Genomic DNA, 18161 nt, shown 5'->3' on the forward strand with positions numbered 1-18161 from the left:
GATGTATAAGACGTTTTAATAATAAAAAAGGCATTAACTATAACCACTATATCATTTATATCAACACTGTATAGACGCTAACGAAAAATAATATAGGTGGTTATAAGGGGAGGAAATTAACGCAAAGAGGGGAAGACGACACGGCAGAGAAATGCACTCTCTCTGCCGGTCGCCTGAGCAGGAAAAGCGCGCTTTTCCTGCCCGAACGAACGCCATTACTTTTTGGCTTCCGTCCACTTACCGTCGATAAAGAAAACTGACCAGCCGGTCGCTTTGCCCTCTTTTTCGGACGCCACGTACTGCTGCTTGGTTTTACGGCTAAAGCGTACCAGCGTTTTATTGCCTTCCGGATCCTGCTGCGGCGCATCGGCGAGATAACGCAGTTTTTCCGGCAGACGATCGCGGAAGCGGTACAGCTCCTCCACCAGCGGCGCACGCGTTTCCCGTGATTTCGGGAAGGTGTTGGCCGCCAGGAAGACGCCCGCCGCCCCGTCGCGCAGCACAAAGTAGGCGTCAGACTTCTCACACGGCAGCTCCGGCAGCGGCACCGGATCTTCCTTCGGCGGAGCCACTTCGCCATTGCGCAGGATCTTACGCGTGTTCTTACACTCGTCGTTGGTACAGGCCATGTATTTACCGAAACGCCCCATTTTCAGGTGCATTTCAGACCCGCACTTCTCGCACTCCACCACCGGGCCGTCATAGCCCTTGATGCGGAATTCGCCCTCTTCAATCTCGTAGCCGTCGCAGGTCGGGTTATTACCACAGACGTGCAGCTTACGCTTAGGATCGATAAGGTAGCTGTCCATCGCCGTCCCACACTTCTGGCAGCGACGTTTGGCGCGCAGCGCGTTGGTTTCCGCGTCATCGCCTTCCAGCACGTTGAGGACTTCGTTCTCCGGCACCAGGTTGATGGTGGTTTTGCACCGCTCTTTCGGCGGCAAGGCATAGCCCGAACAGCCGAGGAAAACGCCGGTGCTGGCGGTACGGATCCCCATTTTACGGCCGCAGGTCGGGCAGTCGATGCTGGTGAGCACCATCGGGTTCGGCTGCATGCCGCCCTCTTCCGGATCTTTCTCTGCCGTCGCCAGCTGGGTGGTAAAATCGCCGAAGAAGTGGTTCAGCACCTCTTTCCACTCGGCCTGGTGGTTCGCAACCTGGTCGAGGCGATCCTCCATCTGCGCGGTAAAATCGTAGTTCATCAGATCGCGGAAGTTTTCTTCCAGCCGGTCGGTAACGATCTCGCCCATTTTTTCGGCGTAAAAACGACGATTTTCCACCCGCACGTAGCCGCGATCCTGAATGGTCGAAATGATCGACGCGTAGGTCGACGGACGGCCAATCCCGCGTTTTTCCAGCTCTTTCACCAGCGAGGCCTCGCTGAAACGCGCCGGCGGCTTGGTAAAGTGCTGCGCAGGCGTCAGCTCCACCAGGCTCAGGCGGTCGCCCTGTTTGACCAGCGGCAGCGTCCGGTCTTCATCGCCCTTGCGCAGCGCCGGCATGACTTTTGTCCAGCCGTCGAAACGTAAAGTGCGACCGCGCGCTTTCAGTTTGAAATCACCCGCAGCCACGGTCAGCGTGGTGGAGTCGTACTGCGCCGGCGTCATCTGACAGGCGACAAACTGGCGCCAGATCAGCTGATAAAGCTTCTGCGCATCCGCTTCCATATCTTTCAGCGTTTCCGCCAGCACGTTCACATCAGACGGACGAATCGCTTCGTGCGCTTCCTGCGAGTTTTCTTTGCTGGCGTACTGGTTCGCGCTATCCGGCAGATATTTTTTGCCAAATTTGTCGCTGATGTAGCCGCGAACCATGTTCAGCGCGTCCTGACTCAGGTTGGTGGAGTCGGTACGCATATAGGTGATGTGCCCTGCCTCATAGAGTCGCTGAGCCATCATCATGGTCTTTTTCACGCCGAAGCCCAGACGGGTGCTGGCCGCCTGCTGCAGGGTGGAGGTGATGAACGGCGCGCCCGGCTTGCTGCTGGTCGGCTTATCTTCACGCTCCAGTACGCTGTAGCTGGCTTTTTCCAGCAGCGATACCGCCGCCATGGTCTCATCGCGGCTGACCGGACGGAACGGCTTATCGTCCTTATGGGTCACCTGCAGCGGCAGGGCGTCACCGCCCGGCGTGGTGGTGCTGGCGTCGACTTCCCAGTACTCTTCCGGGACGAACGCTTTAATTTCACGTTCACGCTCCACCACCAGGCGGACCGCGACGGACTGTACGCGCCCGGCAGAAAGACCACGGGCGATTTTTTTCCACAGCAGCGGCGAAACCATATAGCCCACCACGCGGTCCATAAAACGACGCGCCTGCTGGGCGTTAACCCGATCGATATTCAGTTCGCCCGGCTTTTCAAAGGCCTGACGAATAGCGTTTTTGGTGATCTCATTGAACACCACGCGACTGTAACGCTGTTCATCGCCGCCGATGACTTCCCGCAGGTGCCAGGCAATGGCTTCCCCTTCGCGGTCAAGGTCGGTTGCGAGATAGATGTGGTCAGCTTTTTCCGCCAACTGTTTGAGTTCTGAAACTACCTTTTCTTTACCCGGAAGTACTTCATAGTGCGCATTCCAGTCATGCCATGGGTCCACGCCCATACGGTTAACCAGAGCACTACGTTCGTCCTTTTTAGGCTTTTTAGCCCCTTTGGTGGCGGTAGAGTCGGCGCTCTTTTTGGAAGCTGATCCACTGGTCGGCAAATCGCGGATATGACCGACGCTGGATTTCACCACGTAGTCATTACCCAGATACTTATTGATCGTTTTGGCTTTTGCCGGGGACTCAACGATAACGAGAGCTTTACCCATATTCACCTTTACCTAATTTGATTCATCCAGGAATACATCGCACATTCATACACCCTCCACTGGCGACTGCCTCATATGTTGCGGCACCGTCGGTGAATATCAACCCTGAACACCCGTTTCATCTCCGTAAAACCAGGCGCTTGAGTTTGCTGACTTTTTCTCGTCAGGTGACATAGCACGAAGAATTTTTGGCCGAATGTCAAGCAAATCTGTTGCCAGATCGCCGAAAGCGTCACACTGTACCTGATAAAATTCGTTACGCAACTTTATTAGCATGCAAAAGCAAATCCCGCCAGTAAACGGCTGTTTCTCCACTGGTTACCATTACCCCTGATTTATGCATGGAAAATTTGCCCCACGCCGCCGCGCGGCGTAAACTACGCGCGGAGAAAAAGAGGAGTCCGTTATGCAAGGTACAACCCAACCAATCGATCGCCAGACGCTGCTCGAAAAAGCCAACAAACTTATTCGCGAACATGAGGATACGTTAGCCGGTATCGAAGCCACCGACGTCGTTCAGCGCAACAATGTCCTGGTGTTTAGCGGTGAGTTTTACCTTGATGAGCAGGGACTACCGACGCCGAAGAGTACAGCGGTATTTAACATGTTTAAGTATCTTGCTCACGAGCTGTCGGACAAGTACCACCTGGTCGATTAAGACCGGTGAAAACAATAACGCGAGGCCCAGGCCTCGCGTTATGTTATTTACATCAGCGGTTTCTGACCGCGCTGCCACCAGCGCAGCAGAAGCCGATCGGCGCTCTCCGCCGCGCTACCGGTAAAGCGGTCGAGCATCTTCTTACGCTGTTGATAACGCACCCCGATCACCTCGTGGCTCTCCATCAGCCCCAGCAGCAGCTCATCGCTGGTTTCAACCGCATCCACCAGACCTTTTTCCAGCGCCTGCACCCCGTACCAGTGTTCGCCGGTGGCCACCTGCTCAATATCAAGTCCCGGACGCATCCGGTGGACGAAATCCTTGAACAAATGATGTGTCTCATTGAGATCCTCGCGGAACTTGCGCCGCCCTTCCTCGGTATTTTCGCCCAGCATGGTGAGCGTTCGTTTGTACTGCCCGGCAGTGTGCAGTTCGATATCGATATCTTTATTCTTCAGGAAGCGGTGCAGGTTCGGGATCTGCGCCACCACACCAATAGATCCGAGGATTGCAAACGGCGCCGAGACAATTTTGTTCGCCACGCAGGCCATCATATAGCCGCCGCTGGCCGCCACTTTGTCGACCGCCACCGTCAGCGGGATCTGCTTGTCGCGCAAACGCTGCAGCTGAGAGGCGGCCAGACCGTAGCCGTGCACCACCCCGCCGGGGCTTTCCAGGCGAATCACCACCTGATCGCGCGCTTTCGCCGCCGCCAGTATCGCGGTGATCTCTTCCCGCAGGCTATTGACCTCATGAGCATCCATACTGCCTTTGAAATCCAGCACCCAGGCGCGCGGCTTGCCTTCCGGCTCGGCATTACCCAGCTTCGCCCGCGCTTTGGCCGCCTTCGCCTCTTGTTTTTGCTTTTTCTTCTGCGCCTTATGCCACTGCTTCTGCTGCGGGCCGTCCAGCAGCGCCACCGCCAGCGATTCCTTCATCTCTTTATAATGCTCGCTAAGATTGGTCACCCGCAGCTCGCCGCGCTGCTTCTTGCGCTGAGCGAGGTTGACGATAATAGCGGCAATCACCGCGATGGCGACGACAACCGTCGCGATCTTGGCTAAAAATAAGCCGTACTGAGCAAGTAATTCCACGTTTTCACCTTGTGTAAAGCACTGACGTTGCTGCACAGTGTACCTCAGCCGCTGGCGAGAAGTCTTTGTGCTTTGTGTTCTCTGCGCAGCGGATTCCGTTTTTTTTCGCGCGGCTGAAATCGTTGCAAGATATTAATTTTGTGAATACTTTCCGCTTCGCCGATTGCAATGGCGGGCGCTTTCAGGCATAACAGCGCAAAAGTGAGATACCAAAGATGAAGCGCGATCGGGAACCGATCGCCCAAGGAGTTGCCGTGCATTATCAACCACAACGTCACTTGCTGAAAGATCGCATCATCCTGGTCACCGGGGCCAGCGACGGGATTGGTCGTGAAGCGGCCCTGACCTACGCGCGCTATAGCGCCAGCGTTATCCTGCTGGGTCGCAACGACGACAAACTGCGCACCGTCGCCCAGGAGATTGAGCGTGAGGGTGGTATTCCCCCTCGCTGGTTTACCCTCGACCTGCTCACCTGTACGCCCCAGGCGTGCCAGCAGCTGGCGCAGCAGATCAGCATGCACTATCCCCGCCTTGACGGCGTGCTGCATAACGCCGGCCTGCTCGGCGACATCTGCCCAATGGAAGAGCAGAAGCCGGAGGTCTGGCAGCAGGTGATGCAGGTGAACGTTAATGGCACCTTTATGCTGACCCAGGCGCTTCTTCCTTTATTACTCCGTTCGGAATCGGGCTCGCTGGTCTTCACCTCATCCAGCGTCGGTCGTCAGGGCCGCGCCAACTGGGGCGCCTATGCCGTTTCCAAATTCGCCACCGAAGGGATGATGCAGGTGCTGGCCGACGAGTATCAAAGCCGCCACCTGCGGGTAAACTGTATCAACCCCGGCGGCACTCGCACCGGAATGCGCGCCAGCGCGTTCCCGACGGAAGATCCGCTGAAACTGAAAACCCCCGCTGACATTATGCCCGTCTATCTGTGGCTGATGGGTGACGACAGTCGTCGCAAGACGGGAATGACCTTCGACGCCCAACCGGGACGTAAACCAGGAATTGCCCAATGAGTGATGAACGCTACCGCGAACGCCAGCAGCGGCTGAAAGATAAAGTTGACGCCCGGGTGGCGGCGGCCCAGGACGAGCGCGGCATTGTGATGGTCTTTACCGGCAACGGCAAAGGCAAAACCACCGCCGCCTTTGGCACCGCGACCCGCGCCGTCGGCCATGGCAAAAAAGTCGGCGTGATCCAGTTTATCAAGGGGACCTGGCCTAACGGCGAGCGTAATCTGCTGGAGCCTCACGGCGTCGAATTTCAGGTGATGGCCACAGGTTTCACCTGGAACACCCAGGATCGCGACAGCGACACCGCCGCCTGCCTGGCGGTCTGGGAGCATGCCCGCCGTATGCTCGCTGACGACCAGCTCGATCTGGTGCTGCTGGACGAGCTGACCTACATGGTGGCGTATGATTACCTGCCGCTGGAGTCGGTGCTGAGCGCCCTGCGTGAGCGCCCTGCCCATCAGTCGGTGATCATCACCGGCCGCGGCTGTCATCGCGATATTATTGAACTGGCCGATACCGTCAGCGAACTGCGTCCGGTCAAGCATGCATTTGATGCCGGGATTAAAGCTCAGATGGGGATTGACTACTAAGGGCCTGATAGCGCGGAAGGAAGTACGCGTTCCGGCGGCAAGTCACCGGAACGCATAACATTAACCGTTAGTCTTATTGCGAGTACTGGAACGACGGTTGCTGTTGTTACCCTGGCGCGGATTAGCGCTGGTCTGGCTGTGACGCTTCACCGCCCGACGGATCTGATTGGCTTTCAACCGCCGACGGTCTTTCTCGACGGCAACCTTAGAGCTGGTTTCCGGCGTGAGCTCCACCAGCTCGCGCAGGTAGTTGGTCTGCGCCAGGTCCAGCTCGGTATAGCCGCCGCGCGGCAGGCCTTTCGGCAGCAGAATATCGCCGTAGCGCACGCGGATCAGACGGCTGACCTGCACGCCGACCGCTTCCCACAGGCGACGCACTTCGCGGTTACGCCCTTCGGTCAGGGTAACGTTATACCACTGGTTAATCCCTTCGCCGCCGGTGAATTTGATGGTTTTAAACGCTGCCGGACCATCTTCTAACTGTACGCCGCGCGACAGCTGGCGCAGCTTATCATCATCCACCTGGCCGAAAACGCGAACGGCGTACTCACGCTCGACTTCACGGCTCGGGTGCATCAGGCGGTTGGCCAGTTCGCCATCGGTGGTGAACAGCAGCAGGCCGCAGGTATTCACGTCCAGACGACCAACGGCAATCCAGCGCGCGCCGCGCAGTTTAGGCAGACGATCAAACACCGTCGGGCGTCCTTCCGGATCGTTACGGGTGCACAGCTCGCCTTCCGGCTTATAGTAAGCCAGCACGCGGCAGATCTGCTCGGCAGACTCTTTCACCGAGATCAGATGACCATCGATACGAATTTTTAAACCAGGGACAATTTCCACACGATCGCCGAGGGTAGCGATTTTGCCGTCGACGCTGACGCGGCCAGCTTCGATTTTCGCTTCAATTTCACGGCGGGAGCCGTGGCCGGCGCGGGCCAGCACTTTTTGCAGTTTCTCGCTCATTGAGCTTCCTTAAGGTGTCGCCTTCCCAGGCGTCTGGTATGCTTTATGAAACAATGAGGCCATAAGCACAACTCATTGTTACGTATATACTTTTAACGTAAAGTCTCGTCGGCGCGATCAGGATATCCACCGCGAGCCCGTATTCGTGGCCGAACATACTACACTAACTTCGTCGGGAAAGCTTCTGTTCGCCGCGCCCCGTCTTTAGTATGGAACAGATTTTCCTCATTCTCCTGTGCCCATTCACGCATACGGATCTTTATCGGACAGCGCCCCCTCACTACGCGCGCTCCTCAGCAACGGCCGGGCGCTGGCCAAGCAGCCAGTCGCGAAAACAGCGGTTGGCAGGCGCCAGCAGCGCGGTCTCGTGGTAAACCAGATGATAGGCCAGCGGACAGGCGATGGGCTGCGCCAGAGGATTAACCAGCCGCCCCTGCGTCAGCGCAGGCGCTATGAATGAGCGTCGCAGCAATGCCATCCCCATACCGGCGAACGCCGCCTCCGTCACGCCGTTGGAATCAGTGAACACCGGCCCACGCCGCGCGAAGTGCGGCGCCAGCCCCACGGCCTCACACCACAGCGCCCAGTCTTCACGATGTTCATCGTGCAGCAGCGGATACTGCAGTAGATCGCTCGCATCGGTGAGCGTCCGGCGCGGAGCGATCAGCTGCGGGCTGCAGACCGGCATCAGGTCGTCATCCAGCAGGCGGTAAGCCTGCAGTTCCGGCCAGCCGCCGACACCATGACGCACGGCAAAATCGATCCCTTCGCTCAGCAAATCTACTCGCCGGTTGGTGGTGCCGATCTGGATCTCTATCTGCGGATAGCGTCGTTCAAAATCAGCCAGCCGCGGCAGCAGCCACTGAATGGCGAAGCCGCTGGTACAGCTGATAGCTACCTTTTCTGGTCCCGGGGGCACCTGCAGGCGCTGGGTGGCGGCGGCTATCTGATGAAACGCCGGCTGAATGGCCCGCAGGTAGATCTCTCCCACCGCCGTTAACTGTAACCGTCGCGGAGTACGGATAAATAGCGGGACATTCAGCGTCTCCTCAAGGCGGGCAATCTGCTGGCTGACGGCGCTGGGCGTGACGCAAAGCTCACTGGCGGCCAGTTTCAGGCTAAGCAGCCGCGCCGCCGCCTCAAAGCAGCGCAACGCATTCAGCGGCGGGAGTTTCATGGGTATGGAACCTTAGTTAAGAAAAACTTAATCATGTAAGCATAACGCGTTTGTCGCACGCTGCACGTGGGTTCTACAGTTGACTTCCTTCGTGACTACAAGGAGTCAATCATGCGTGTTATCGACTATGGCCGCCTGCTGCTGCTCGCCGCCCTCTGGGGCGCCAGCTTTTTGTTTATGCGCATCACCACCCCGGCCTTCGGGGCGTTGAACAGCGCTTTTCTTCGCGTACTGTTCGCCGCTATCGCGCTCGGTCTGTTACTCGGCGTGCAGGGTAAATGGAGCGGGTATCAGGGAAAATTCACATCCACTCTGCAGCTGGGGGTCATTAATTCAGGCCTTCCTTTTCTCATGTACTGCCTTGCCGCGCAATGGCTGCCGGCAGGGTACTCCGCCACGCTTAACGCCACGGCGCCGATGATGGGGGTGCTGATCGGCGCGTTATGCTTTGCAGAACCGTTAACCCTGCGCAAAGGCGGCGGCGCGATACTGGGCGCCATTGGCGTGGCGGTGATCGCGCGCCCGACATCTGGCCTTAGCGCCGCCCTGCTGCTGCCGGGGATTGGCGCCTGCCTGACCGCGACCGCCTGTTACGGTCTGGCCGGCTTTCTGACCCGCCGCTGGATCCAGCAGCGAGGCGGCCTCGAGGCTGAACGCGTCGCGCTGGGTAGCCAGGTCGGCGCCACGCTGTTTCTGTTTCCTTTCTTTCTCTGGTCCTGCTGGCATGGGCCAGCCGTAGACTGGCGGCAGAGTCTGCCGTGGATAGCGATAGTCATGCTGGGCGTGGTCTGCACGGCGGCAGGGTATATTCTCTACTTCCGCTTGATTGCAGATATAGGGCCGCTGCGTTCGCTGTCGGTGACCTTTTTGATCCCACCTTTTGCGGCGCTGTGGGGCTATCTCTGCCTCGGAGAGACAGTGGAGGAAGGATTGATTCTCGGCGCGCTGCTGGTTTGTGTAGCGCTATGGATGATTATCGTGCCGTCGGGGCGAAAACGCGGGGTACCGGACGGCGCATGATGCACCGCCCGGCAGATAGCCTTAGAGAAACGGCCTCACGTCGCCGACGCCTTCGCGCAGCACCACCGGGGTGTCTTCAGTGAGATCGATAACCGTGGTCGGCTGCTGCCCAAGGAAACCGCCGTGAATGATGAGGTCCACCACTTTCTCCAGACGATCTTTGATCTCTTCCGGGTCGGATTCGGTAAAGTCGCTGCCGGGCAGCATCAGCGACGTGGAGAGCATCGGCTCGCCTAAGGTCTCGAGCAACGCCTGAGCGATGGGGTTAGACGGGACGCGCATGCCTATGGTTTTACGCTTCTCCTGCAGCAGCCGACGCGGCACCTCTTTGGTCCCCTTAAGGATAAAGGTATAGTTGCCCGGCGTGTTGTTTTTCATCAGGCGAAACGCCACATTATCCACAAAAGCGTAGGTTGACAGCTCGGACAGATCGCGGCACATCAGGGTAAAGTTGTGGCCGTCCGGCAGCTGACGAATGCGGCAGATCCGCTCCATCGCCCCCTTGTCTTCAATTTTGCAGCCCAGCGCGTAGCCGGAGTCGGTAGGATAAACGATCACCCCGCCCTTACGCACAATCTCCACCGCCTGGTTAATCAACCGCGCCTGCGGGTTATCCGGATGGATATAAAAAAACTGGCTCATACTTCCCTCTCAATTTTTATTCGGCGGCCGCTTCCCAACTGTGCCAGACGCCTTCCACGCCGGCAGGAAGCCAGAGCTTACGGCCAAGTTCGATCCACGCGCAGGGCTGATGAAAATCGGATCCCTGCGACGCCAGAAGACCAAACTGCACGGCCAGGGTGGCCAGCTGGGCGCGTTCATGGGGCGCCTGCTGACACTGGGCCACTTCCATGGCATCACCGCCCTGCTCGCTAAAGTGGGCCAACAGCCGCTTCAACCACTTGGCGGAGAGATCGTAGCGCCCGGGATGGGCAATCACCGCCTTGCCGCCAGAATGATGAATCACATCAATCGCTTGTTTTATTGTACACCACTGCGGCGGCACGTAACCGGTTTTCCCGCGGGCAAGGTATTTTTTGAAGACTTCCGCCATGTTTTTCGCATGGCCGGCCTCCACCAGAAAACGGGCAAAATGGCCGCGGGTGACGGCGCCACCGTCCGCCAGTCGCAGCGCCCCTTCCCAGGCGCCGGGGATCCGCGCCTTCTCCAGGCGCTCGGCAATCATCTGACCGCGCTGCTGGCGCCGCGCTTTCTGCTCCTCCAGCAGGGCGGTCATCGTTGGGTGCGCAATATCAATATTCAGACCCACAATATGAATCTCGTGATTCTCCCAGAGGGTGGAAATCTCGACGCCGTTCACCAGGGTCAAGGGTAATCCGGCGCGGGCGATCTCCTCCCGGGCCGCCGGGATCGCCGCCACGCTGTCATGGTCGGTGATCGCCAGGGTGCCGACGCGCATCTCATGGGCGCGATGGACCAGTTCCTGCGGAGTCAGCCGCCCGTCAGAGGCGGTGGTATGGCTGTGCAGATCGTAAATCACTGCGTATTGGCTGTCGCTCAAAAGGACTCCTGCTGGACATCAACGTAAATAAGCGCATTATCATACCGACAGGCAGAGAAAATCTGCAAACAAGGGTTGACTTTATTCCATTGAACTAGTTAACTAGTACGCAAGTTCACATGAAGGGGTATCACGATGAAAATGCACTTTATCACTCTGCACAGCTGGTGGCGCACCTCCTGACGACGGGCGGCGTGATCGCGTTTTGCATTCAGCATACAGATACCCGGCCCGCCAATGAGCGGGCTTTTTATTGGACAAAAATAATACGAACAGGCGAGAACAATAATGCAAACATCCAAACCGGCACTCGAGCTTCTCACCAGCGACGCCATCTACCGGGAGAACCCGACGGCGTTATTCCACCAACTGTGCGGCGCCCGTCCGGCGACGCTGCTGCTGGAATCCGCTGACATCGACAGCAAAGATGACTTAAAAAGCCTGCTGCTGGTCGATAGCGCGCTGCGCATTACGGCCCTTGGTGACACTGTCACTATTCAGGCCCTCTCCGCCAACGGCGCGGCGCTGCTGGAACTACTGGACGGCGCGCTGCCCTCCGGGATCAACAATCAGCGCCAGCCCAACGGCCGCATCCTGACCTTCCCGGTCGTCAGCGCCCTGCTCGATGAAGACGCCCGTCTCTGCTCACTGTCGGTGTTTGACGCCTTCCGTCTCCTGCAGGAGCTGGTGAGCGTTCCGGACAACGAGCGCGAAGCGATGTTCTTCGGCGGCCTGTTCGCCTATGACCTGGTGGCCGGTTTTGAAGATCTTCCCCAGTTGCAAAGCGACACCACCTGCCCGGACTACTGCTTCTATCTGGCGGAAACCCTGCTGGTCATCGACCATCAGACCAAGCATACCCGCATTCAGGCCAGCCTGTTCACCCCGCTGGAGAGTGAAAAACAGCGCCTGGAGCAGCGCCTGAGCCAGCTGCGTCAGCAGCTGAACGAGCCGCCGGCGCCGCTACCGGTTACCACCGTGGCCGAAATGCGCTGCGACGTTGACCAGAGCGATGAAGAGTACGGCGCGGTGGTGCGCAAAATGCAGCGCGCGATCCGCGCCGGGGAAATCTTCCAGGTGGTTCCTTCCCGCCGCTTCTCGCTGCCCTGCCCATCGCCGCTGGCCGCTTATGATGTGCTGAAGAAGAGCAACCCCAGCCCGTACATGTTCTTTATGCAGGACAATGATTTCACCCTGTTCGGCGCCTCGCCGGAAAGCTCGCTGAAGTATGATGCCGTCAGCCGTCAGATTGAGATCTACCCCATCGCCGGCACCCGGCCACGCGGCCGCCGCGCCGACGGCTCGCTGGATCGCGACCTCGACAGCCGCATCGAGCTGGAAATGCGCACCGATCATAAAGAGCTTTCCGAACACCTGATGCTGGTGGACCTGGCGCGTAATGACCTGGCGCGCATCTGCACCCCGGGCAGCCGCTATGTCGCTGATTTAACCAAGGTTGACCGCTACTCCTTCGTGATGCATCTGGTCTCCCGTGTAGTAGGCGAATTGCGTCAGGATCTCGACGTCCTCCACGCCTATCGCGCCTGCATGAATATGGGCACCCTCAGCGGCGCGCCGAAGGTCCGCGCCATGCAGCTGATTGCCGCCGCCGAAGGTAAACGCCGCGGCAGCTACGGCGGCGCGGTGGGCTATTTCACCGCCCACGGCGACCTCGACACCTGCATCGTCATCCGTTCCGCCTACGTGCAGGAAGGTATCGCTACCGTCCAGGCCGGAGCCGGCATTGTGCTCGACTCGGTTCCCCAGTCGGAAGCGGATGAGACCCGAAATAAAGCCCGCGCGGTGCTGCGCGCCATTGCCCAGGCCCATCACGCGAAGGAGATTTTCTGATGGCTGACATTCTGCTGCTCGATAATATCGATTCCTTTACCTATAACCTGGCAGACCAGCTGCGCGCCAACGGCCATAACGTAGTGATTTATCGCAACTCCGTTCCGGCGCAGGCGCTGATTGAGCGTCTGGGCACCATGGACAACCCGGTGCTGATGCTCTCCCCGGGCCCGGGTACGCCAAGCGAAGCCGGCTGCATGCCGGAGCTGCTGACCCGTATGCGCGGCAAGCTGCCGATCATCGGCATCTGCCTCGGCCACCAGGCCATTGTCGAAGCCTACGGCGGCTATGTCGGCCAGGCGGGGGAGATCCTCCATGGCAAAGCCTCCAGCATTGAGCACGACGGCCAGGCGATGTTTGCCGGTCTGGCTAACCCGCTGCCGGTGGCGCGCTACCACTCGCTGGTCGGCAGCAATATTCCCGCCGGGCTGACGATTAACGCCAATTTCAACGGTATGGTGATGGCGGTGCGTCACGATGCGGATCGGGTGTGCGGCTTCCAGTTCCACCCGGAATCGATCCTCACCACCCAGGGCGCGCGACTGCTGGAGCAGACCCTGGCCTGGGCGCTGCAGAAGCTGGAGCATACCAACACCCTCCAGCCGATCCTTGAGAAACTGTACCAGGCGGAAACCCTGAGCCAGCAGGAGAGCCACCAGCTGTTCTCCGCCGTCGTGCGCGGCGAAGTGAAGCCTGAGCAACTGGCCGCCGCGCTGGTCAGCATGAAAGTGCGCGGCGAGCAGCCGCAGGAAATTGCCGGCGCCGCTACCGCGCTGCTGGAAAACGCCGCGCCGTTCCCGCGCCCGGACTACCTGTTTGCCGACATCGTTGGCACCGGTGGCGACGGCAGCAACAGCATCAATATCTCCACCGCCAGCGCCTTTGTCGCTGCGGCCTGCGGGTTAAAAGTGGCGAAACACGGCAACCGCAGCGTCTCCAGTAAATCAGGCTCTTCTGACCTGCTGGCGGCCTTCGGCATTAATCTCGATATGAACGCCGATAAATCCCGCGCCGCGCTTGATGAGCTGGGCGTCTGCTTCCTGTTCGCGCCGAAGTACCACACCGGTTTCCGCCACGCGATGCCGGTCCGTCAGCAGCTGAAGACCCGCACCCTGTTCAACGTGCTGGGGCCGCTGATCAACCCGGCGCATCCGCCGCTGGCGCTGATTGGCGTCTACAGCCCGGAACTGGTGCTGCCGATCGCCGAGACCCTGCGCGTGCTGGGTTATCAGCGCGCGGCGGTGGTGCACAGCGGTGGGATGGATGAAGTTTCACTGCATGCGCCTACGGTGGTGGCCGAACTGCATAATGGAGAAATTAAAAGCTATCAGCTGACCGCCGACGACTTCGGCCTGACGCCTTACCATCAGGCGCAGCTGGCGGGCGGCACCCCGGAAGAAAACCGTGACATTCTGACGCGCTTGCTACAAGGTAAAGGTGAAGCCGCTCACGAAGCCGCCGTCGCCGCCAACGTCGCCATGTTGATGCGTTTACACGGGCATGAAGATCTGAAAGCTAACGCTCAGCAGGTACTGGATGTGCTGCACAGCGGCGCGGCCTATGACAGAGTGACCGCCTTAGCGGCAAGAGGGTAAAGAATGCAAACCGTTTTAGCAAAAATCGTTGCCGACAAAGCGATTTGGGTGGAAGCCCGCAAACAACAACAACCGTTAGCCAGTTTTCAAAATGAGATCGTTCCGACGCAGCGCAATTTCTATGACGCGCTGGCCGGCACCCGCACCGCGTTTATTCTCGAGTGCAAGAAGGCCTCACCGTCGAAGGGGTTGATTCGCGAGGATTTCGATCCGGCAGCGATCGCCAGCATCTACAAGCACTACGCCTCGGCGATCTCGGTGCTGTGTGATGAGAAATATTTCCAGGGCAGCTTCGATTTCCTGCCGATCGTCAGCCAGGTCGCGCCGCAGCCGATCCTGTGTAAGGACTTCACCATCGACCCTTACCAGATCTACCTGGCGCGCTACTATCAGGCCGACGCCTGCCTGCTGATGCTCTCGGTGCTCGACGATGAACAGTATCGTCAGCTCTCGGCGGTGGCTCACAGCCTGAATATGGGCGTGCTCACCGAAGTCAGCAATGAAGAGGAACTGGAGCGCGCCATCGCCCTGAAGGCGAAGGTGGTGGGCATTAACAACCGCGACCTGCGCGATATGTCGATTGACCTTAACCGCACCCGTCAGCTGGCGTCGCGTCTCGGCCCGGATGTCACGGTGATCAGCGAATCCGGCATCCATACCTATGCCGAAGTGCGCGAGCTGAGCCACTTCGCCAACGGCTTCCTGATCGGCTCCGCCCTGATGGAGCAGGCGGATCTGGAAGCGGCGGTTAAACGCGTGCTGCTCGGCGAGAACAAAGTGTGCGGCCTGACGCGCCCGCAGGATGCCCAGGTGGCCTGGGAGTCCGGCGCCATTTACGGTGGGCTGATCTTCGTCCCGACCTCGCCGCGGGCGGTGAATGACGCCCAGGCCAAAGCGGTGATCGCCGCTGCGCCGCTGCAGTACGTCGGCGTCTTCCGCAATGCGCCGCTGAAGGAGGTAGTCGCCCGCGCGCAGGCTCTGGGGCTGGCCGCCGTGCAGCTGCACGGTGATGAAGACCAGGCCTATATCGACGCGCTGCGCGACGCCCTCGCGGACAACGTCCGCATCTGGAAAGCGCTGAGCGTCGGCGAAACCTTCCCGGCCCGTACGCTCCACCATGTCGACAAGTACCTGCTCGACAACGGCCAGGGCGGCAGCGGCCAGCGCTTTGACTGGAGCCTGCTACAGGGCCAGGATCTGCGCAACGTCATGCTGGCGGGCGGCCTCGGCGCCGATAACTGTGTGGAAGCGGCCAAAAGCGGCTGTGCCGGACTCGATTTCAATTCAGGCGTAGAGTCGCAACCCGGGATTAAAGACGCCAGCAAGCTGGCCTCCGTATTCCAGACGCTGCGCGCATATTAAGGAGCAATAATGAGCACTTTACTGAACCCCTACTTCGGCGAATTCGGCGGCATGTATGTGCCGCAGATCCTGATGCCCGCCCTGCGCCAGCTGGAAGAAGCCTTTGTCAGCGCGCAGAAGGACCCGGCCTTTCAGGCGGAATTCACCGACCTGCTGAAAAACTACGCCGGTCGTCCGACGGCCCTGACCAAATGCCGGAATCTGACCGAAGGCACCCGCACCACCCTGTACCTGAAACGCGAAGATCTGCTGCACGGCGGCGCGCACAAAACCAACCAGGTGCTGGGCCAGGCCCTGCTGGCCAAACGGATGGGTAAAACAGAAATTATCGCCGAGACCGGCGCCGGCCAGCACGGCGTCGCCTCAGCGCTGGCCAGCGCCCTGCTCGGCCTGAAATGCCGTATCTACATGGGCGCCAAGGACGTCGAGCGCCAGTCGCCGAACGTGTTCCGTATGCGCCTGATGGGCGCCGAGGTGATCCCGGTGCACAGCGGCTCCGCCACGCTGAAAGATGCCTGTAACGAGGCGCTGCGCGACTGGTCCGGCAGCTACGAAAAGGCGCACTATATGCTGGGCACCGCCGCCGGTCCGCACCCGTTCCCGACGATTGTGCGTGAATTCCAGCGCATGATTGGCGAAGAGACCAAAGCGCAGATCCTTGAAAAAGAGGGCCGCCTGCCGGACGCGGTGATCGCCTGCGTCGGCGGCGGATCAAACGCCATCGGCATGTTCGCTGATTTTATCGAGGAAACCAACGTCGGCCTGATCGGCGTGGAGCCCGCCGGACACGGTATCGAGAGCGGCGAGCACGGCGCGCCGCTGAAGCATGGCCGCGTTGGGATCTACTTCGGTATGAAGTCGCCGATGATGCAGACCGCCGACGGCCAGATCGAAGAGTCTTACTCCATTTCCGCCGGGCTGGACTTCCCGTCCGTTGGGCCGCAGCACGCGTTTCTGAACAGCACCGGTCGCGCTGACTATGTGTCGATCACCGACGACGAAGCGCTGGACGCGTTTAAAGCGCTTTCCCGCCACGAAGGGATTATCCCGGCGCTGGAGTCCTCTCACGCTCTGGCCCACGCGCTGAAGATGATGCGCGAGAACCCGGAAAAAGAGCAGCTGCTGGTGGTTAATCTCTCCGGCCGCGGCGACAAAGACATTTTCACCGTACATGACATCCTGAAAGCGCGAGGGGAAATCTGATGGAACGCTATGAGACGCTGTTTGCCCAACTGAAAAATCGCCAGGAAGGCGCCTTCGTCCCCTTTGTCACCCTTGGCGATCCGGGACCGGAGCAGTCGCTGAAAATTATCGATGCGCTGATCGAAGGCGGCGCCGATGCCCTTGAACTGGGGATCCCTTTCTCCGACCCGCTGGCGGACGGCCCGACCATCCAGGGCGCGGCCCTGCGCGCCTTCGCCGCGGGAGTGACCCCGGCGCAGTGCTTTGAGATGCTGGCGGCGATCCGCCAGAAGCATCCGACCATCCCAATCGGCCTGCTGATGTATGCCAACCTCGTCTTCAGCCCGGGCATCGATGCGTTCTATGCCCAGTGCGCCCGCGTCGGCGTCGACTCGGTGCTGGTGGCCGACGTGCCGGTGGAAGAGTCCGCCCCGTTCCGCCAGGCGGCGATGCGCCATAACATCGCGCCGATTTTCATCTGCCCGCCCAATGCGGATGACGATTTACTGCGCCAGATTGCCTCTTATGGCCGCGGCTACACCTATCTGCTGTCGCGCGCCGGAGTGACGGGTGCGGAAAATCGCGCCGCGCTTCCGCTGCACCACCTGGTGGAGAAGCTGGCGGAATATCACGCCGCGCCGCCGCTGCAGGGCTTTGGTATCTCCGCGCCGGAGCAGGTGAGCGCCGCCATTGACGCCGGAGCCGCCGGGGCTATCTCCGGTTCCGCCATCGTCAAAATCATCGAACGCCACCTCGATGAGCAGCAGACCATGCTCGACGAGCTGAAAGCCTTCGTCCAGAGCCTGAAGGCAGCGACCAAAACCGCCTGACCATCAGCCGCCTGGCATCGCGCCAGGCGGCGATGATTTCTGCAAACTGTCGGCGTATTTGCGCGTTAAGCGAAACAGCGCCTGCACTTCATCTTCCGGCCACTGCGCCAGCACCTGATTCATTAACCGCCGCCGCGCTACCGCAATACTGTCGATCATCTGTTGTCCGCTGGCGCTAAGCGTCACTTCGCTGATCCGTCGATCATGACGGTTCGGTTGCTTACAGGCGAGTCCCTGGGCTTCCAGTTTTTTCACCTGGCGGCTGACGGTGGTGTAATCGCGCCCTAAATGATCCGCCAGTTCAACCACCCCCACCGGGCCATGGCGCCCTACCGCCACAAGCAGCGGAAACAGCATCTGTTCCAGCTGGACGCCGGCCGCCTGCAGGATCTGCTCATCGCGCAGCGGCTGGTTCATTACGCTGATGATATCCAGCAGCGCGCCGTGAAAGTCGGTAATGTCGTAGTCATTATGTGCATCTTGCATGTATT

The 18161-nt window shown here is 59.5% G+C and carries 17 protein-coding genes and 1 other annotated feature; of the genes, 9 read left to right on the forward strand and 8 right to left on the reverse strand.

From position 1 onward, the window contains the following. Positions 1-215: 215 nt before the first annotated feature. A complete protein-coding gene (gene topA, locus ACR809_RS14690; RefSeq protein WP_122051392.1) occupies positions 216-2813 on the reverse strand; it encodes a type I DNA topoisomerase in 2598 nt (865 codons plus the stop codon). Positions 2814-3219: 406 nt separating this feature from the next. Here topA and ACR809_RS14695 point away from each other — a divergent pair, with 406 nt between their 5' ends. Further along, positions 3220-3471, forward strand: coding sequence for a YciN family protein (locus tag ACR809_RS14695; RefSeq protein ID WP_002901761.1), 252 nt, complete (start codon positions 3220-3222; stop codon positions 3469-3471). Positions 3472-3518: 47 nt separating this feature from the next. Here the strand turns inward: ACR809_RS14695 and sohB are convergent, their stop codons facing one another. After that, positions 3519-4565, reverse strand: a complete 1047-nt coding sequence (sohB, locus tag ACR809_RS14700; RefSeq protein ID WP_032419875.1) for a protease SohB — start codon at positions 4563-4565, stop codon at positions 3519-3521. A gap of 44 nt (positions 4566-4609) precedes the next feature. After that, positions 4610-4825 (reverse strand): hypothetical protein, encoded by a 216-nt coding sequence (locus ACR809_RS14705; protein WP_004148112.1) that lies wholly within the window; start codon positions 4823-4825, stop codon positions 4610-4612. Here ACR809_RS14705 and ACR809_RS14710 point away from each other — a divergent pair. Together ACR809_RS14710 and cobO are read left to right on the forward strand one after the other, a co-directional pair. Beyond that, entirely contained in the window at positions 4820-5581 is a 762-nt protein-coding gene (locus ACR809_RS14710) for a YciK family oxidoreductase (protein WP_004196459.1), read from the forward strand. The genes ACR809_RS14705 and ACR809_RS14710 overlap by 6 nt on opposite strands. Beyond that, on the forward strand, positions 5578-6168 hold the full coding sequence (gene cobO / locus ACR809_RS14715) for a cob(I)yrinic acid a,c-diamide adenosyltransferase (RefSeq protein ID WP_002901749.1): 591 nt from the start codon (positions 5578-5580) through the stop codon (positions 6166-6168). The genes ACR809_RS14710 and cobO overlap by 4 nt, the downstream gene beginning before the upstream one ends. A gap of 60 nt (positions 6169-6228) precedes the next feature. On the opposite strand, the gene rluB is transcribed toward cobO, so the two are convergent. Together rluB and gcvA are read right to left on the reverse strand one after the other, a co-directional pair. Further along, positions 6229-7131 (reverse strand): 23S rRNA pseudouridine(2605) synthase RluB, encoded by a 903-nt coding sequence (gene rluB / locus ACR809_RS14720; protein WP_002901746.1) that lies wholly within the window; start codon positions 7129-7131, stop codon positions 6229-6231. 280 nt (positions 7132-7411) lie between these two features. Then, entirely contained in the window at positions 7412-8308 is an 897-nt protein-coding gene (gene gcvA / locus ACR809_RS14725) for a transcriptional regulator GcvA (RefSeq protein WP_032411355.1), read from the reverse strand. 111 nt (positions 8309-8419) lie between these two features. Between gcvA and ACR809_RS14730 the strand changes: the two genes are divergently transcribed. After that, positions 8420-9328, forward strand: a complete 909-nt coding sequence (locus ACR809_RS14730; protein ID WP_004179459.1) for a DMT family transporter — start codon at positions 8420-8422, stop codon at positions 9326-9328. Between the two features lie 21 nt (positions 9329-9349). On the opposite strand, the gene ACR809_RS14735 is transcribed toward ACR809_RS14730, so the two are convergent. Then, positions 9350-9970, reverse strand: a complete 621-nt coding sequence (locus tag ACR809_RS14735) for an L-threonylcarbamoyladenylate synthase (RefSeq protein ID WP_002901738.1) — start codon at positions 9968-9970, stop codon at positions 9350-9352. Positions 9971-9986: 16 nt separating this feature from the next. Next, positions 9987-10850, reverse strand: a complete 864-nt coding sequence (rnm, locus tag ACR809_RS14740) for an RNase RNM (protein WP_002901735.1) — start codon at positions 10848-10850, stop codon at positions 9987-9989. Positions 10851-11009: 159 nt separating this feature from the next. Next, positions 11010-11105, forward strand: a sequence feature (Trp leader region). Between the two features lie 33 nt (positions 11106-11138). Here rnm and ACR809_RS14745 point away from each other — a divergent pair. From ACR809_RS14745 to trpA, 5 genes are read left to right on the forward strand one after another with little or no spacing between them, the layout of a single operon-like run. Next, positions 11139-12701: an anthranilate synthase component 1 gene (locus tag ACR809_RS14745; protein ID WP_101970386.1), complete on the forward strand. Its 1563-nt coding sequence runs from the start codon at positions 11139-11141 to the stop codon at positions 12699-12701. Further along, positions 12701-14296: a bifunctional anthranilate synthase glutamate amidotransferase component TrpG/anthranilate phosphoribosyltransferase TrpD gene (gene trpD, locus ACR809_RS14750; RefSeq protein ID WP_004148109.1), complete on the forward strand. Its 1596-nt coding sequence runs from the start codon at positions 12701-12703 to the stop codon at positions 14294-14296. Before ACR809_RS14745 ends, trpD begins: the two co-directional genes overlap by 1 nt. Positions 14297-14299: 3 nt before the next feature. Continuing rightward, on the forward strand, positions 14300-15658 hold the full coding sequence (gene trpCF / locus ACR809_RS14755) for a bifunctional indole-3-glycerol-phosphate synthase TrpC/phosphoribosylanthranilate isomerase TrpF (protein WP_082229238.1): 1359 nt from the start codon (positions 14300-14302) through the stop codon (positions 15656-15658). 9 nt (positions 15659-15667) lie between these two features. After that, positions 15668-16861, forward strand: coding sequence for a tryptophan synthase subunit beta (gene trpB / locus ACR809_RS14760; protein WP_002901730.1), 1194 nt, complete (start codon positions 15668-15670; stop codon positions 16859-16861). Next, the gene (gene trpA, locus ACR809_RS14765) at positions 16861-17670 is read left to right on the forward strand and encodes a tryptophan synthase subunit alpha (RefSeq protein ID WP_114271196.1); all 810 of its coding nucleotides are present in this window, start codon (positions 16861-16863) and stop codon (positions 17668-17670) included. The genes trpB and trpA overlap by 1 nt, the downstream gene beginning before the upstream one ends. A gap of 3 nt (positions 17671-17673) precedes the next feature. On the opposite strand, the gene ACR809_RS14770 is transcribed toward trpA, so the two are convergent. Beyond that, entirely contained in the window at positions 17674-18156 is a 483-nt protein-coding gene (locus ACR809_RS14770; protein WP_023279917.1) for a MarR family winged helix-turn-helix transcriptional regulator, read from the reverse strand. Positions 18157-18161 lie beyond the last annotated feature (5 nt).

Source organism: Klebsiella sp. CD33, from assembly GCF_051992865.1.
In the GTDB taxonomy this organism is placed as follows: Bacteria; Pseudomonadota; Gammaproteobacteria; order Enterobacterales; family Enterobacteriaceae; genus Klebsiella; species Klebsiella pneumoniae.

Bases quoted from the DNA above. Each gene is read 5' to 3' on its own strand.
- topA (WP_122051392.1), bottom strand. From the start codon at position 2,813: ATGGGTAAAGCTCTCGTTATCGTTGAGTCCCCGGCAAAAGCCAAAACG.
- ACR809_RS14695 (WP_002901761.1), top strand. From the start codon at position 3,220: ATGCAAGGTACAACCCAACCAATCGATCGCCAGACGCTGCTCGAAAAA.
- ACR809_RS14705 (WP_004148112.1), bottom strand. From the start codon at position 4,825: ATGCACGGCAACTCCTTGGGCGATCGGTTCCCGATCGCGCTTCATCTT.
- cobO (WP_002901749.1), top strand. From the start codon at position 5,578: ATGAGTGATGAACGCTACCGCGAACGCCAGCAGCGGCTGAAAGATAAA.
- rluB (WP_002901746.1), bottom strand. From the start codon at position 7,131: ATGAGCGAGAAACTGCAAAAAGTGCTGGCCCGCGCCGGCCACGGCTCC.
- gcvA (WP_032411355.1), bottom strand. From the start codon at position 8,308: ATGAAACTCCCGCCGCTGAATGCGTTGCGCTGCTTTGAGGCGGCGGCG.
- ACR809_RS14730 (WP_004179459.1), top strand. From the start codon at position 8,420: ATGCGTGTTATCGACTATGGCCGCCTGCTGCTGCTCGCCGCCCTCTGG.
- ACR809_RS14735 (WP_002901738.1), bottom strand. From the start codon at position 9,970: ATGAGCCAGTTTTTTTATATCCATCCGGATAACCCGCAGGCGCGGTTG.
- ACR809_RS14745 (WP_101970386.1), top strand. From the start codon at position 11,139: ATGCAAACATCCAAACCGGCACTCGAGCTTCTCACCAGCGACGCCATC.
- trpD (WP_004148109.1), top strand. From the start codon at position 12,701: ATGGCTGACATTCTGCTGCTCGATAATATCGATTCCTTTACCTATAAC.
- trpCF (WP_082229238.1), top strand. From the start codon at position 14,300: ATGCAAACCGTTTTAGCAAAAATCGTTGCCGACAAAGCGATTTGGGTG.
- trpB (WP_002901730.1), top strand. From the start codon at position 15,668: ATGAGCACTTTACTGAACCCCTACTTCGGCGAATTCGGCGGCATGTAT.
- trpA (WP_114271196.1), top strand. From the start codon at position 16,861: ATGGAACGCTATGAGACGCTGTTTGCCCAACTGAAAAATCGCCAGGAA.
- ACR809_RS14770 (WP_023279917.1), bottom strand. From the start codon at position 18,156: ATGCAAGATGCACATAATGACTACGACATTACCGACTTTCACGGCGCG.